This window comes from Geothrix sp. PMB-07, assembly GCF_030758935.1.
Classification (GTDB): domain Bacteria; phylum Acidobacteriota; class Holophagae; order Holophagales; family Holophagaceae; genus Geothrix.
The window spans coordinates 3,856,447-3,869,508 of sequence record NZ_CP132333.1 but is presented as its reverse complement, the minus strand read 5'-3'; the positions used below and the strand labels follow the sequence as shown (position 1 = coordinate 3,869,508).

Annotated in this window: 14 protein-coding genes and 2 pseudogenes; 11 read left to right on the top strand and 5 right to left on the bottom strand. The window is 65.6% G+C overall.

Annotation, left to right across the window (positions count from 1 at the left end; translation table 11 throughout):
* Nucleotides 1-49: 49 nt before the first annotated feature.
* Both pth and Q9293_RS16880 read right to left on the bottom strand, forming a co-directional pair.
* Entirely contained in the window at nt 50-619 is a 570-nt protein-coding gene (gene pth / locus Q9293_RS16885) for an aminoacyl-tRNA hydrolase (RefSeq protein ID WP_306248548.1), read from the bottom strand.
* Nucleotides 620-709: 90 nt separating this feature from the next.
* Nucleotides 710-1,348, bottom strand: coding sequence for a 50S ribosomal protein L25 (locus Q9293_RS16880; RefSeq protein WP_306248546.1), 639 nt, complete (start codon nt 1,346-1,348; stop codon nt 710-712).
* Between the two features lie 215 nt (nt 1,349-1,563).
* Between Q9293_RS16880 and ppk1 the strand changes: the two genes are divergently transcribed.
* Nucleotides 1,564-3,696 (top strand): polyphosphate kinase 1, encoded by a 2,133-nt coding sequence (ppk1, locus tag Q9293_RS16875; protein WP_306248544.1) that lies wholly within the window; start codon nt 1,564-1,566, stop codon nt 3,694-3,696.
* A gap of 151 nt (nt 3,697-3,847) precedes the next feature.
* Nucleotides 3,848-4,882 (top strand): Mrp/NBP35 family ATP-binding protein, encoded by a 1,035-nt coding sequence (locus tag Q9293_RS16870; RefSeq protein ID WP_306248542.1) that lies wholly within the window; start codon nt 3,848-3,850, stop codon nt 4,880-4,882.
* A gap of 90 nt (nt 4,883-4,972) precedes the next feature.
* Here the strand turns inward: Q9293_RS16870 and Q9293_RS16865 are convergent, their stop codons facing one another.
* Nucleotides 4,973-5,980, bottom strand: a complete 1,008-nt coding sequence (locus tag Q9293_RS16865; protein ID WP_306248540.1) for a PstS family phosphate ABC transporter substrate-binding protein — start codon at nt 5,978-5,980, stop codon at nt 4,973-4,975.
* Between the two features lie 103 nt (nt 5,981-6,083).
* Here Q9293_RS16865 and Q9293_RS16860 point away from each other — a divergent pair, with 103 nt between their 5' ends.
* The gene (locus Q9293_RS16860; protein ID WP_306248538.1) at nt 6,084-6,524 is read left to right on the top strand and encodes a PaaI family thioesterase; all 441 of its coding nucleotides are present in this window, start codon (nt 6,084-6,086) and stop codon (nt 6,522-6,524) included.
* Complete coding sequence (locus tag Q9293_RS16855; protein ID WP_306248535.1) at nt 6,524-7,582, top strand: TrkA family potassium uptake protein; 1,059 nt, start codon at nt 6,524-6,526, stop codon at nt 7,580-7,582. Before Q9293_RS16860 ends, Q9293_RS16855 begins: the two co-directional genes overlap by 1 nt.
* Before the next feature lie 51 nt (nt 7,583-7,633).
* On the opposite strand, the gene Q9293_RS16850 is transcribed toward Q9293_RS16855, so the two are convergent.
* Entirely contained in the window at nt 7,634-9,139 is a 1,506-nt protein-coding gene (locus Q9293_RS16850; RefSeq protein ID WP_306248533.1) for a M20/M25/M40 family metallo-hydrolase, read from the bottom strand.
* Nucleotides 9,140-9,239: 100 nt separating this feature from the next.
* Between Q9293_RS16850 and Q9293_RS16845 the strand changes: the two genes are divergently transcribed.
* The 4 genes and pseudogenes from Q9293_RS16845 to Q9293_RS16830 form a co-directional block, all read left to right on the top strand.
* On the top strand, nt 9,240-9,629 hold the full coding sequence (locus Q9293_RS16845; RefSeq protein WP_306248532.1) for a metalloregulator ArsR/SmtB family transcription factor: 390 nt from the start codon (nt 9,240-9,242) through the stop codon (nt 9,627-9,629).
* Nucleotides 9,630-9,675: 46 nt separating this feature from the next.
* Entirely contained in the window at nt 9,676-10,011 is a 336-nt protein-coding gene (locus Q9293_RS16840; RefSeq protein WP_306248529.1) for a hypothetical protein, read from the top strand.
* A gap of 8 nt (nt 10,012-10,019) precedes the next feature.
* On the top strand, nt 10,020-11,147 hold the full coding sequence (gene arsB / locus Q9293_RS16835) for an ACR3 family arsenite efflux transporter (RefSeq protein WP_306248527.1): 1,128 nt from the start codon (nt 10,020-10,022) through the stop codon (nt 11,145-11,147).
* Nucleotides 11,148-11,342, top strand: a pseudogene (locus Q9293_RS16830) (hypothetical protein); the annotation flags it as partial.
* Here the strand turns inward: Q9293_RS16830 and Q9293_RS16825 are convergent.
* Nucleotides 11,328-11,501 (bottom strand): hypothetical protein, encoded by a 174-nt coding sequence (locus Q9293_RS16825; RefSeq protein ID WP_306252462.1) that lies wholly within the window; start codon nt 11,499-11,501, stop codon nt 11,328-11,330. The pseudogene Q9293_RS16830 and the gene Q9293_RS16825 overlap by 15 nt on opposite strands.
* 13 nt (nt 11,502-11,514) lie before the next feature.
* Here Q9293_RS16825 and Q9293_RS16820 point away from each other — a divergent pair.
* The 3 genes and pseudogenes from Q9293_RS16820 to Q9293_RS16810 all read left to right on the top strand — a co-directional run.
* Nucleotides 11,515-11,739, top strand: a pseudogene (locus tag Q9293_RS16820) (permease); the annotation flags it as partial.
* A 43-nt stretch (nt 11,740-11,782) separates the two neighbouring features.
* Nucleotides 11,783-11,953 carry a thioredoxin family protein gene (locus Q9293_RS16815; protein ID WP_306248525.1) on the top strand — a complete coding sequence of 57 codons (171 nt, stop codon included), beginning with the start codon at nt 11,783-11,785 and terminating at the stop codon, nt 11,951-11,953.
* 46 nt (nt 11,954-11,999) lie between these two features.
* A complete protein-coding gene (locus tag Q9293_RS16810) occupies nt 12,000-13,061 on the top strand; it encodes a prephenate dehydrogenase/arogenate dehydrogenase family protein (RefSeq protein ID WP_306248523.1) in 1,062 nt (353 codons plus the stop codon).
* The last annotated feature ends 1 nt before the right edge of the window (nt 13,062 follow it).

The following is a 13,062-nucleotide window of genomic DNA, read 5'->3' as shown; positions in this document are numbered from 1 at the left end:
AGGAGTAGTTTCGCGTGAAAGGCCTGGAAGATCAACGAAAAGTCTGGGGTTAGAGCCCCCAGAAGGCGGCCGGGTTCACCTGATTGGCCAGGGTGCCCAGATCCTCCGTTTCCGCCAGAAGCTCCAGAAACCGGGCAAAGGGCGCATCCAGCGCATCGATGCGCGCCCACTCGGGGTCGGTCCAATGGCCCAGCACATAGTCCGCCAGGGGTCGCTCGAAGGGGCCGATGCCCAGGCGCAGGCGGGCGATGTCCTGGGTGCCGAGGCAGCCGAAGACAGATCGCAGGCCGTTATGGCCGCCATCGGAACCATCCAGCCGGAAGCGCCCCGTGCCCAGGGGTAGATCCTTGTCGTCGTAGAGCAGCACTAGGCGCCGGGGGTAGAGGCCCGCGGCTGCGGCCTGAGCGCAGACTTCGCCCGACAGGTTCATGTAGGTGCTGGGCACCAGGGCCTGCAGCTGATCAGACAGCGGGTAGAGCGAACCCGATGGAAACCGCTTGCGGGGGGCAGGTGCCAGGTTGCGATCCGCCATCCAGCGTTGCAGCAGGAGGCGGCCCAGGTTGTGACGGGTGTCCTGGTATTCAGATCCGGGGTTGCCCAACGGTACCAAAGTCCACATGGATCCATCCTACTGAGCGCGGGCTTCCGCCCGGTAACGACAAACGCGGCCGAAGCCGCGTTTGTCGCACAGGGAAAGGCCGCGAAAGGACTACTTCTTCTCTTCCTTCTTGCCCTTCTTGGCCACTTCGGGCTCGGCGGCGGCAGTGGCGGCAGCTTCTTCCTCGGCGGCCTTGCCGTGGATGGAGCAGACCACCTGGTGGGCGTCGCCGGTGAGGACGACGTTGGGCACCAGGGCCAGCTGCTCGAAGCGGACGCTATCACCCACATTGAGGTTGGTGATGTCCACATCGATGTGGCTGGGGATGATGCTGGGCAAGCATTCCACTTCGATCTCGCGATGGGCGAAGTCGAGGATGCCACCCTGACTCTTCACGCCAACGGCGGTGCCCACAAGGCGCACGGGCACCTTGACGCGAACCTTGACGGTCATGTCGACGCGCATGAAGTCCACGTGGCGCAGACGGCCGGTGATGGGATCGCGCTGCAGGTCCTTGATGATGACGTGGCGCTTGATGTCGGTGCCCTCGCGCTGGAGGAACATCACGGAGTTCATGCCGGCGTCGCTGGCCAGCACGCGGGCCACGGCCTTGGGGCTGATGGCGATGGCGACAGGGGGCTCGTTCAGGCCGTAGACCACGGCCGGAATCATGCCGCTCTTCTTGAGCTCACGAACCGCGGCCTTGCCGAAGGATTCGCGCTTGGGGACGATCAGGACTTCCTGGGACATGGATTCCTCCTACCTGGCAGCGTTGGATGAGTTGCTGCCCTCTCGTTGGGGTGGGTCCGGGCGGACCGCTCGGTTCCTCCCGGTGGAGGGCCGAACCATCGATTCTGCCCGAGAAACCCAATAAAACCAAGGAGGTTCTTTGTAGAGGCCGCCCGCGGGGCTGTACCATCAGGAAGTTACACCCGGGTTATAGGATCTGATCCAGAGGGCCAGCCGTGTTTCATCCCATTCCCCGTCCCGAGGAACTGCTCAACCGTGAGTTGAGCTGGCTTGATTTCAATGCCCGGGTCATGGAAGAAGCCGAGGATCCCACCGTGCCCCTGCTGGAGCGGGTGAAGTTCCTCAGCATTGTCTCCAGCAACTGGGATGAGTTCTTCATGGTGCGGGTGGCGGGCATCTGGCGGCAGATCGACGCCGGCATCACCCAGCCCGGGCCCGATGGCCTGACGCCCCGCCAACTGCTGGAGCGGGTGTCCTCCCGCATCCATGCCTATTCGGCCCGGCAGCACGAACTGTTCCACAAGGTGCTGGCGCCTCAGCTGGAGGCAGAGGGCATCGCCATCCTGGAACCCGAGGATCTGGATCCCTCCCAGCAGGCCTTCGCCCTGGACTACTTCGAGCAGAGCCTGCTGCCCCTCATCACGCCTCTGGCTGTGGACACGGGCCATCCCTTCCCCCGCCTGGGCAACCGTGCCCTGGTGCTGGTGGTGGAGCTTGAGCCGGATGAAGATCTGCTGGACGGCGATCTGCCCGCCTCGGAGTTGTCCTTCATCCACGTGCCCACGGGCCTGGCCTCCCGTTTCCTGCGGGTGCCGTCTGCCCCCGGCACCCATGCTTTTGTCATGCTGGAAGACGTGGTGCGGCATCACTTGTCCCGCCTCTTCCTGGGTTACACCGTGAAGAGCTGCCACGCCATCCGGGTGACCCGCGATTCCGACTTGCCCGTGGAAGAAGATCCCTCTGAGGATCTGCTCAAGACCGTGGAGGAGGGGCTCCGCGACCGCCGCCGTGGCGCGGTGGTGCGGCTTCAATACGAGTACGGGCTGTCCACTGAGGTGCTGGATCTGCTCAGCGACGAGATGGAGCTGAGCCCCGAGGACCTTTACCCCTGCTCGGGCCTGACGGCCTTTTCCGATCTCATGCAGCTCTACGGGCAGCTGGATCTGCCCCACCTCAAGGATTCCCCGCTGCCGCCCCTGCCTGTGCCCCAGCTCGAGCAGGCGGGCAGCATCTTCGAGGCCATCTCCCGCAACGACATCCTGCTGAACCACCCCTACCAGAGCTTCGACGACAGCGTGGTGCGCTTCGTGCGCGAAGCGGCGGAAGATCCCAAGGTGCTGGCCATCAAGATGACCCTCTACCGTGTGACGGCGAACAGCCCCGTGGCCGCGGCGCTGGAACGGGCCGCCGAACGGGGCAAGCAGGTGGCGGCCATCGTGGAGCTGCGGGCGCGATTCGATGAGGCCGCCAACATCGCCTGGGCCCGGCGCCTGGAAAAGACAGGCGTACACGTGGTCTACGGTCTGCCCAACCACAAGATCCACTGCAAGGCCTGCCTCGTGGTGCGCCAGGAGCAGAGCGGCATCAAGCGCTACTGCCACTTCGGCACGGGCAACTACAACGAGCGCACCAGCCGTCTCTATTCGGATGTGGGCCTCTTTACGGCGCGGCCTGAATTTGGGGAAGACCTCTCCAACCTCTTCAACATGCTCACGGGTTACACCCGGCCGCCGAAATTCCATCGGATCCTGCTGGCACCCCAGTACATGAAGAAGGCCTTGAAGGAACGCATCCAGCGGGAGATCGACCATGCCCGCGATGGCAGGTCCGCCCGCATGGTGCTGAAGATGAACGCGCTGGTGGACCCCCAGCTCATCCAGATGCTCTACGAGGCCAGCCGCGAAGGCGTGAAGGTCGATCTCATCGTGCGCGGCACCTGCTGCCTCCGCCCCGGAGTGCCGGGCCTGTCCGAGAACATCCGGGCCCTCTCCATCCTCGACCGCTTCCTGGAGCACGCCCGCATCTACCACTTCGCCAACGATGGTCATCCCGAAACCCTGCTCGCCAGTGCCGACCTCATGCCGAGAAACCTCGACCGCCGGGTGGAACTGGCCTTCCCCTTGGTGGACCCGCTGCTTGCGGCCCAGGTCATGGAGATGGTTGAGCTGCAACTGCACGACACCCTGAAGGGCCGGGTGATTGGTCCCGATGGCGGGGTGCTCAGGCGCGGTCTGGATACCCAGGATCCGCCCCTGCGCAGCCAGCTCCGCATCTACGAACACACCCTGCTGGCCAGCGGTGTGGGCGCTCTGACGCAGAAATTGGGACCGCTGGATTCGGATATCTGAGGTCGCGAAAAAGCGGGCAGGGAATTCTGGCTCAGGGAATGACCCCATTCGGGGATTCAATGCCTTTCCCCATGCCAGCAAGGGGTTTCGCGCCTATCGCGGTTTCAATCCTGGGCGGCAGCCATGTCAAACTGGTGGGCTGGAGACATGCATGACGAAAATCAGCCGCGCCGCCCTGTTTGAAGCCCTCAACGCCTACACCGTGCCAGGGACGAGTGCCACCCTGACCACCCTCAAGGCCGTGAAGGGCATCGACGTCACCGAGGGCAAGGTGACGGTGCTGCTCCAGCTCATGGAGTCGTACCAAGATCGTGTGCAGGCCATCAAGCAGGCGCTCGAGACCCTGATCCTTCAGCAGCCGGGCGTGACCTCGGCGGAGATCGAAATCGGCTGGGAGAAGACCGCCCAGGTGGAGTTCAAGAACCTCATCCCCGGCATCAAGCGCTGTGTGGTGGTGGGCTCCGGCAAGGGCGGCGTGGGCAAGAGCACCGTCACGGTGAATCTGGCGGTGGCCATGGCGCAGCAGGGCCTGAAGGTGGGCCTGCTGGATTCCGACATCTACGGGCCCTCCATCCCCATGATGCTGGGTCTCAAGGATTCACCCCTGGGCACGCCCGACGGCCAGATCCTGCCGCTCGAAAAATTCGGCATCAAGGTCATGTCCATGGGCCTCCTGATTGAGGAAGACCGCCCCGTCATCTGGCGCGGCGCCATGCTCAACAAGGCCCTGCAGCAGTTCCTGAAGGACGTGGCCTGGGGTGACCTGGATGTGCTGCTCATCGACCTGCCGCCGGGCACCGGCGACGTGCAGCTCACGCTCATCCAGAACGCCCAGGTGGATGGCGCCGTCATCGTGAGCACGCCGCAGGACGTGGCGTTCCTCGATGCCAAGAAGGCCATCGGCATGTTCGGCACCGTGAAGGTGCCCGTGCTGGGCATCATCGAGAACATGAGCAGCTTCCTCTGCCCCGGCTGCGGCAAGGAGACCCAGATCTTCGGCCATGGCGGCGTCAAGACTGCCGCCGTCCGCATGGAAATTCCCTTCCTGGGCGAGGTGCCCATCGACCTGGCCATCCGCGAGGGTGGCGACAGCGGCAAGCCCTTCGTGGCCGAGCACCCCGACAGCATTCAAACCAAGGTCTTCCTGGAGATGGCCAGCACCCTCAAGGGCGTGCTGAAATTCTAGAGGATCCACCACGGAGACACGGAGATCACCGAGGAAACACAGAGCTCGTTCTCGGTGTTTTTCTCATGCCCTCCGTGCCTCCGTGGTGAATCAGTTCAGCTTGCCCACGCTCATGGCGGCGAAGTCGCCGGGCACAGCCACGGCGCCAAAGCTGGAGACACCGGCCTGACCCTCCTTCGACAGTACGAAGCGGAGGAATTCCTTCACTGCCGGGTCCAGGGCCTTGCCGGGGGCCTTGTTCACATAGATGTAGAGAAAGCGGGTGAGCGGGTAGGTGCCCTTCTGGATGGTTTCCAGCGTGGGCTCGATGAAGCGGTCACTCTTGAAGGAGGCCACGGGCACGCCCTTGACCATGCGATTGGCGTACTGAAGCGGCCCATAGCTGATGCCGCCACCGTCCACCGCCGGAGCTTCCACCACGGCGAACTGATCCATCAGCGCCTTTACGGTGGGTTTGAAGTCACCCTTCTTCAGGACGTGCTCCTTGAAGAAAGCGCGGGTGCCGGAGTTCTCGTCGCGGCCATAGGCCTGGATGTCCCGCTGCTTCCAGTCACCCCCCAGTCCCAGGTCACCCCAGGTGAGGAGATCGTTTTTGGCGCCGCCCTTCCGCGTGGTGGAGAAGATGGCGTCGATCTCCTCCATGCGCAGCTGGCGAATGGGGTTGTTGGCGTTGACGTAGACCACCAGGGCGTCCACGGCCACGGGAATGCGGGTGGGGGCGTAGCCGAACTTGGCCTGGAAGGCGGCCAGTTCCTGTTCGTTCATCTCGCGACTCATCTGGCCCATCAGCGTGCTGCCCTCGATGAGGGCCTTGGGGGCTGTGCCCGAGCCCTTGCACACGAAAAGGGTGCTGATGCGGGGGTGGAATTTCTTGAAGTCCTCGCCCCAGAGGGCCATGAGCGGTTCCATGGAATCAGATCCGACACTCTTCAGTTCCCCCGAGACTGGGTGTTCCGCGCTGTAGGCGGCCAGGGCTGCCTCCCGCACAGGGGCGGCTTGCAGAACGGCCGCGGGTGGTTTCTCAGGCGCCACCTGGGGGGCCTGACAGGCCAGCCCCAGGAGCAACAGGGCGAGGGGGGTGAACAGGCGCAGGGACATGGAATCCTCCGCTTCTGATTGGCTCACGGGGGCGTGAACCATCCGTGCTCCGGGGGTGTCATCGGTGTGACCACCGCCGGGGCGCCCCCGGCTATGCTGAGCCATGGCCAAGCCCCAGATTCCAGAGATCCTGGCTCCGGACCTTCTGGAGCGGCTCCGCGTACGCTTCCACCCCTGGGAGCTCATCAAGGGCTGGGGCCTCACCATTGAATCCGTGCGGCCCGGCGAGGCCGCCATGCGGCTGCAACCCACGAAGGCCGTGATCAACGGGGCCCGGGGCACCGTGAACGGCGGTGTGCTGGCCACCATGGCGGACATGGTGTCGGCCCTGGCGCTCAGCACCGCGTTTGACGGCGCCATGCCATTCGCCACTTCCGACTTGCACATCCGCTACCTGGAGCCTGCCAAGGGCGAGGTCATCGGCGAAGCCAAGGTGATCCGCTTCTCGGGCCGCGGGGCCATTCTCGAATGCCGCCTGCTCTGCGGCGAGCATCTGGTGGCCCTTTGCACGGCGAACTTTGCCATCAAGCACGGGCTGGGCTGATGCGCGTCAACGTTCCCTTCCCCCATGGGCGCGACCGCGGCGCCGACGGCCCGCTGCCGCGCCTGCGCTACGCCCTGGCCCTGCTGGCGGCGGTGATCCTGGCCGGGGCCCTGGGTTACCACTTTCTGTCGCGGCTGAGCGCCCTGGACAGTTTCTACATGGCCATCACCACCCTGTTCACCGTGGGGTTCCGGGAACTGGGCGAGGTGAATGCCCACACGAAACTCTTCACGATCTTCTACCTCATCGTGGGCCTGGGTGTGGCCACCTACGCCATCTCAAACCTCACGGCCCTGCTCCTCGAGGGTGACCTCCGGGGCTACCTCATGGAGCGACGCATGCAGAAGCGCCTGGACGACCTCAGGGATCACGTCATCGTCTGCGGCTTCGGGAAGATGGGTTTCCAGGCCGCCTGGGAATTGAAGAAGGCGGACATCCCCTTTGTCATCATCGAGCAGGACGACACCAAGGGGCGCAGCCCGCGCTTCTCGGGCGAGCTGATCCTCTACGGCAATGCCATGGACGACCTCATGCTCGAACGGGCGGGCATCCGCCGGGCCCGAGGCCTCATCACGGCCCTCACCACCGATGCGGACAACGTGCTGGTGACGCTCACCGTGAAGCAGATCCGGCCCGACCTGCCCGTGGTGGCCCGCAGCGCCAAGCTGGGCACTGAGCGTCAACTGAGGGCCGCCGGGGCCAACCACATCGTGAGTCCCTACGAGATCGGGGGGCGGCGCATGGTGGGGCTGCTGCTGAAACCCGAGATGATGCGATTCTTCGACATCGTGCTGCAGCAGGAGCAGCTGGAGCTGGGCCTGGAGCGCATCACCCTCGCCCCTGCCAGCGCCCTGGTGGGACAAACCCTGCGGGAGGCGCACCGGCGCTATGCCACGGGCGCACTGCTGGTGGGCTTGGTGCATCCTGGGGCGGCACTGCGCTTCAATCCATCGGGCGACGAGTTGTTCCAGGTGGGCGACGAGCTGCTGGTGATGGGGCCTGCAGAGGCCCTCGCCACCTTGGCCCGACTGGCCTCGGGCCCCGAAGCACAGGAATGAAGGGAAGGTTGAATCCGGTCCTTCACCCTGTGCCCTGGGGCGAAGCTGGGCCTATTTCGTGGACGCAGGCGCGGGGGCAGGCGCTTCTGCTGGGCGTGGGCGGGTCACCGCGCCATGGGGCAGGCGGCCATCCATGTTGAGCAGCTCCCAGGCGGTGCCGGCCATGGCCTGAGCCCCCTGCACCAGCTGATCGACCTGGATGTGATCGGGGAAGTCCATCTGGCTGTGGTGGGTGCCTTCGAAGTAGTCGGCCGGCTCCTGGATGGCGGCGAAGGCCGGCACGCCGAGGCGGTCGAAGGAAGCGTGATCGGTGCCGTTCATGGTGCGCAGGGAGAGCTCGCGCACACCCAGGTCATTGAGGGGCGCGATGGCCATGGCCATGAGGCCGCGGCAGTTTTCGCGGCCCTGGAGGTCGAAGCCCTTGATCATGCCGGTGCCCATGTCATCCACGATCACCGCCTGGACATGGTCCAGCTCCGCCTTGTGGGCTTCCGCGTAGGCATGAGAGCCCAACAGCCCCTGTTCCTCACCGCTGAACAGGATCACGCGCAGGGTGCGCTTGGGCTTCAGCCCCGTGGCCTGGAAGGCGCGCAGCACCTCCAGGGCGACGCTGCTGCCAGTACCGTTGTCCGTGGCACCCACGCCCAGATCCCAGCTGTCCAGGTGGGCGCCCACGATCACCACTTCCTCAGGCTTCTCGCTGCCGCGGATCTCGCCCACCACGTTGTAGGCCTGCACGGGCTTGGCGGAGAAGGTGCCGCTCAGGTTCAATTCCAGTCGCACGGGCTCTTTGCCGGCCACCTGGCGCAGCAGCATCTTATAGGGTTCCTGGGGCACGTACCCTGTGGGAAGGGCGGCCTTCTTGGGGTCGCGGCCCGTGCCGCCGCTGGTGAAGTTCAGACCATTCTTCCGGCCCGACATGGAGAGGGAGGCCAGGGCGCCTTCGTCCAGCAGGAACTGGGTCATGGCCGCCTGTTCGGCCATGTAGGCCGCGAAATCCATGCCGCCCCGGCGGGGCAGGGGCGGACGCTTGTCGAAGGGGTTGGAGCGAAGCAGGATCTTGCCCTTCAGCTTGCCCTTGAAGGCCTGCAGCTCTTCGAGGTTGCGGGCGTCCACCAGCACCAGTTCGCCCTGTACGGCGCCTTTCGTCGCAGGTGTCCAGGCCAGCTGATCCACGCGGAAGCGGAGGCCGTTGTGGGAAAGCAGGCGCGCCGAATCCACGCCACGGGTCCAGGCCAGGCCGAAATCGTAGGCCTCTTCATGGACGTTCTCCGCGCCGAAGCGCTTCATCTCCTCCATGGCCCAACGCTGGGCCTTGCGCAGTTGCTCTGAGCCCGTGAGGCGTGGACCGATCTGATCACACAGCTGCTCGACCCGCGCCACCACCTGGGCGTGCTCCTTCACTTCCTTCAGCAGCTTGCCGGAAGGGGTGTCGGGGTAGCTGGTGACCACGGGCACGGGGGAGGGCGGTGGCGTCGGAGGGGTCAGGCCCGGCATCTGGGCCTGGAGGACGCTGCTTAGGGCGAGCAGAAGGAGGGCGGGGGTGGTCCGCGTCATGGGTGCTCCTGGAGGGGTGCTCTCAGGAAACATCATCTTTTGAGGCATGACAAGCAAAACCCTTTGCAGCTAGGCTGAATATGTTTCGGAAAAGTGCGAAATGACGACAGACACCCTCCGCCCCCTGGTGGACACCCTGAAAGTCCTGGCCCACCCCGTGCGCCTGCGCATCCTCGCGCTCCTGCAGGGTGGCGAGTTGTGTGTCTGCGAGGTGGCCGAGGTGCTGGGCCTGGCGTCCTCCACGGTGTCGGAACACCTCACCGGTCTGCGGCGCACGGGGCTGGTGCGGGAGCGCAAAGTGGGCCGATGGGTGCATGTGGCCCTGTCCGAGGTCGCCACGGCCCGTCCCATGCTGGAAGCCCTCTGGCCCCTCATGGCCGCCGCCGAGTCTGACCTGGCCCGGGATCGGGCCCGTGCCCAGTCCGCCCGCCGCGCCCTCTGCGACCTTGACACCTGCGATCCCGAGGCCTGCCCCGGACCACCTGCCTAAGGTTTTTCCCATCCTGCCTTCACCCTTCCCTTTCCAAGGAGTCTCCATGACCACCTCTCCCTCCCAGGCCGAAGCCCCGGCTGAAACCGGCCTCAGCGAAATCACCCTCAACCTCATCGCCCTGGGCGCCGCCATCGGCTCCAATGCCGAGCGCGCCTTCCGCGCCCATCAGAACCGTCTGGAGGCGCTGGGTGTTTCCAAGGAGGCCATGATCGAAGCCGTGAACATGGCCCTGCGGGTGAAGGGCGATCCGCATTCCATCATGATGGCCCTGGCGGAATCCACGCTCACCGAGGGTGGCGGCTGCTGCGGCGGCTCCTGCGCCTGCGAGGCCGATGGCAAAGAGAAGGGCGACTGCGGCGAAGACTGCGACTGCCGCTAGGAGCCGCCATGGCGTCGGGTCGGCTGTCCTTCCTTGATCGCTACCTGACGCTGTGGATCTTCCTGGCCATGGCGGCGGGCATCCTGCTCGGCCGCTTCGCGCCGGGCTTCAACGGGGCCCTGAACGCCTGGAATATGGGCACCACCAGCGTACCTCTGGCTGTGGGCCTCGTCGTGATGATGTACCCGCCCCTGGCCAAGGTGCGCTACGAGGAGTTGCACCTGGTCTTCCGCAACCGCCGGGTGCTGGGGCTTTCCCTGCTGCAGAACTGGATCATCGGGCCCCTGCTCATGACGGGGCTCGCGATCCTCTTTCTGCGAGATCGGCCCGAGCTCATGGTGGGCCTCATCCTCATCGGGTTGGCCCGCTGCATCGCCATGGTCATCGTGTGGAACGATCTGGCCGAGGGCGACACGGAATACTGCGCCGGACTCGTGGCCTTCAACTCCATTTTTCAGGTGCTGTTCTTCAGCGTGTACGCCTGGCTCTTCATCACGGTGTTGCCGCCGAAGCTGGGCCTCCAGGGCGTGCGGGTGGGCATCACCATCCAGCAGATCGCGACCAGTGTCTTCATCTATCTGGGGATTCCCTTCCTGGCCGGGTATCTCACACGCAAGGTGCTCGGAGCGGTCAAGGGGCTCGACTGGTACCACCGCGTCTTCGTGCCGAAGATCAGCCCGATCACGCTGGTGGCGCTGCTCTTCACCATCGTGGCCATGTTCAGCCTGCAGGGACGGCAGATTCTGGCCCGGCCCACAGATGTGCTGCGGGTGGCCCTGCCGCTGCTGATCTACTTCCTGGTGATGTTCCTGGCCAGCTTCTGGCTGTCGAAGAAGGCGGGTGCGACCTATCCCCAAAGCGCCACGCTGAGTTTCACCGCAGCCAGCAACAATTTCGAGCTGGCCATCGCCGTGGCCGTGGCCACGTTCGGGCTGGGTCATGGGGCTGCTTTTGCGGCCGTCATCGGCCCGCTGGTGGAGGTGCCGGTGCTCATCGGTTTGGTGACTGTGTCGCTGCACCTGCGTCGACGCTGGTTCCCCGGTGAAACCACCCAGGTGAAGGAGGCGATGTGCTGTCCCGCCGGTGAGCCTGATTCCCGCAGCAGATGGCGCGAGGGTTGGAAGCGTATGCGGTGAATGGGAGGCACGCATGACTTCGATCCTCCCCTCTGTTTGGCGAACAGCGCCCGCTCCCAGCTGGCCGAGGGTTTGACGCGGCAGGTGTTCTCAGGGCTGCGCATCCAGAGCGCGGGCAGCAGGCCCACGCGGGTGAACCCCTATGCAGTGGAAGCCCTTCAAGACCTGGGTATCGATGCCTCATCCCACCGCTCCAAAGCCGTGGCGGACATCGATCCCGGCACCGTGGATCTGGTGATCACCCTCTGCGCCGAAGAAGGCTGTCCCGCCCTTCTGTTCCTGTTCCGCGGTGCCCCTCTTCATCGGCTTCGTGCGGGTGGGTGTGCCCATCGCCTTCCTGTCGGGCTGGATCATCGGGAAGCTCCGCATGGAACGGCATCTGGAGGCCTGGGTGATGGAGATCCCCTTGGAGGCCTCCGTGGATGCGGGTGCCGCACAGGGTTTCTCGGCCCGCCTGAGTCAGTCCCTGCAGGCCACCCGCGACATCGTCGGCAAGGTGTGGCTCTACGTGCTGGCGGGCATCGCTGTGGGGGCCTTCCTTCACGGTTACGTGCCTGCGGAACTGCTGGCCCGCTTCATGGGCAAGTCCGCCTGGTGGAGCGTGCCCCTGGCCGTCCTCATCGGTGTGCCCCTCTATGTCAGCGCCGCAGGGCCTCGGCGTGGACTACACGTTGGTGAAAGTCACGGAGTACCCCGACATCGTGGCCCGGGGCGTGATGACCACGCCGGGTCTGGTGGTGGATGGGGTGGTGAAGAGCCAGGGTCATGTGCCCACCGCGGCGGCCATCCGGGAGTGGCTGCGGTAGGATTTTCCTTCACCATCCACCGCCACCCTTCTCTGCGGGAGATTCCATGCGCATCGGCATCCTGGGCTATGGCCGCTTCGGGAGGGCGCTGGGCGCGCTGCTCCGCGAGGCCGGGCACAGCTATCGGGCCTGGGATGCGGTTGGGGACCTGCCTGTGGATCTCCGTGCGGGCAGTGCCCGCCAGCTGGTCGAGGATAGCGACACCCTGGTGCTGGCGGTGCCGGTGCCCGCTCTGGCAGGGGCCCTGCGGGACCTGCGGCCCCACCTGCGGGCGGATCACCTGGTCTTCGACGTGGGCAGCGTGAAGGTGGGTCCCTGTGCCGTGCTGGATGAGCAGTTGGGGGTGGCCATTCCCCACGTGGGCACGCACCCGCTCTTTGGGCCCGTGAGCCTGGCTCGCGCCGAGCGGCCGCTGCGAGTGGTGCTGTGTCCTTCGGCGCATCACCCCGCTGCTGCCCTGGCGGTGGAAGCGCTCTTCCAGGGCCTGGGCTGTGAGGTGCTGCGTCAACCCGCGGAGGACCACGACCGTGTGATGGCCACCACCCATGCCCTCACCTTCTTCATCGCCAAGGGGCTGTTGGCCGTGGGCGCCGGGGCGGAGCTGCCCTTCACGCCGCCCTCCTTCCACGCCATCGCCCGCACCCTGGAATCCGTGCGAGAGGATGCGGGCCACCTCTTCGCGGCCCTGCAGAATCAGAACCCCTTCGCCGCCGGAGCCCGGGAAGGTCTGCTGGAGGCGCTTTCCGCCATCCACCAGAGCCTGGCAGAGGCCGTGGCCAGCGGTGCTGCCGACGAGCAACTCTCCATCCCCGACCTTGGCGCCCGGTCGCCTGCGCTGCAGGAGGCCCGCGATCACATCGATGCGCTGGATCAGGAGCTGGTGGCCCTGCTGGCCCGCCGCACAGAGCTGGTGCTTCGTGCGGGCCGCGCCAAGGCCGAGCTGAACCTGCCCGTGCACGACCCCGAGCGCGAGGCTGCCCAGCTGCAGGCGCGGCGGGCCTGGGCACAGGCTTCGGGCCTGGATGGCCAGGGTGTGGAGGAGGTCTTCCGAGCTGTGCTGCGGGCTTCCCGCTCGGCTCAGGGCAGTGCTGGGGAAGGTAGGGGCTGAG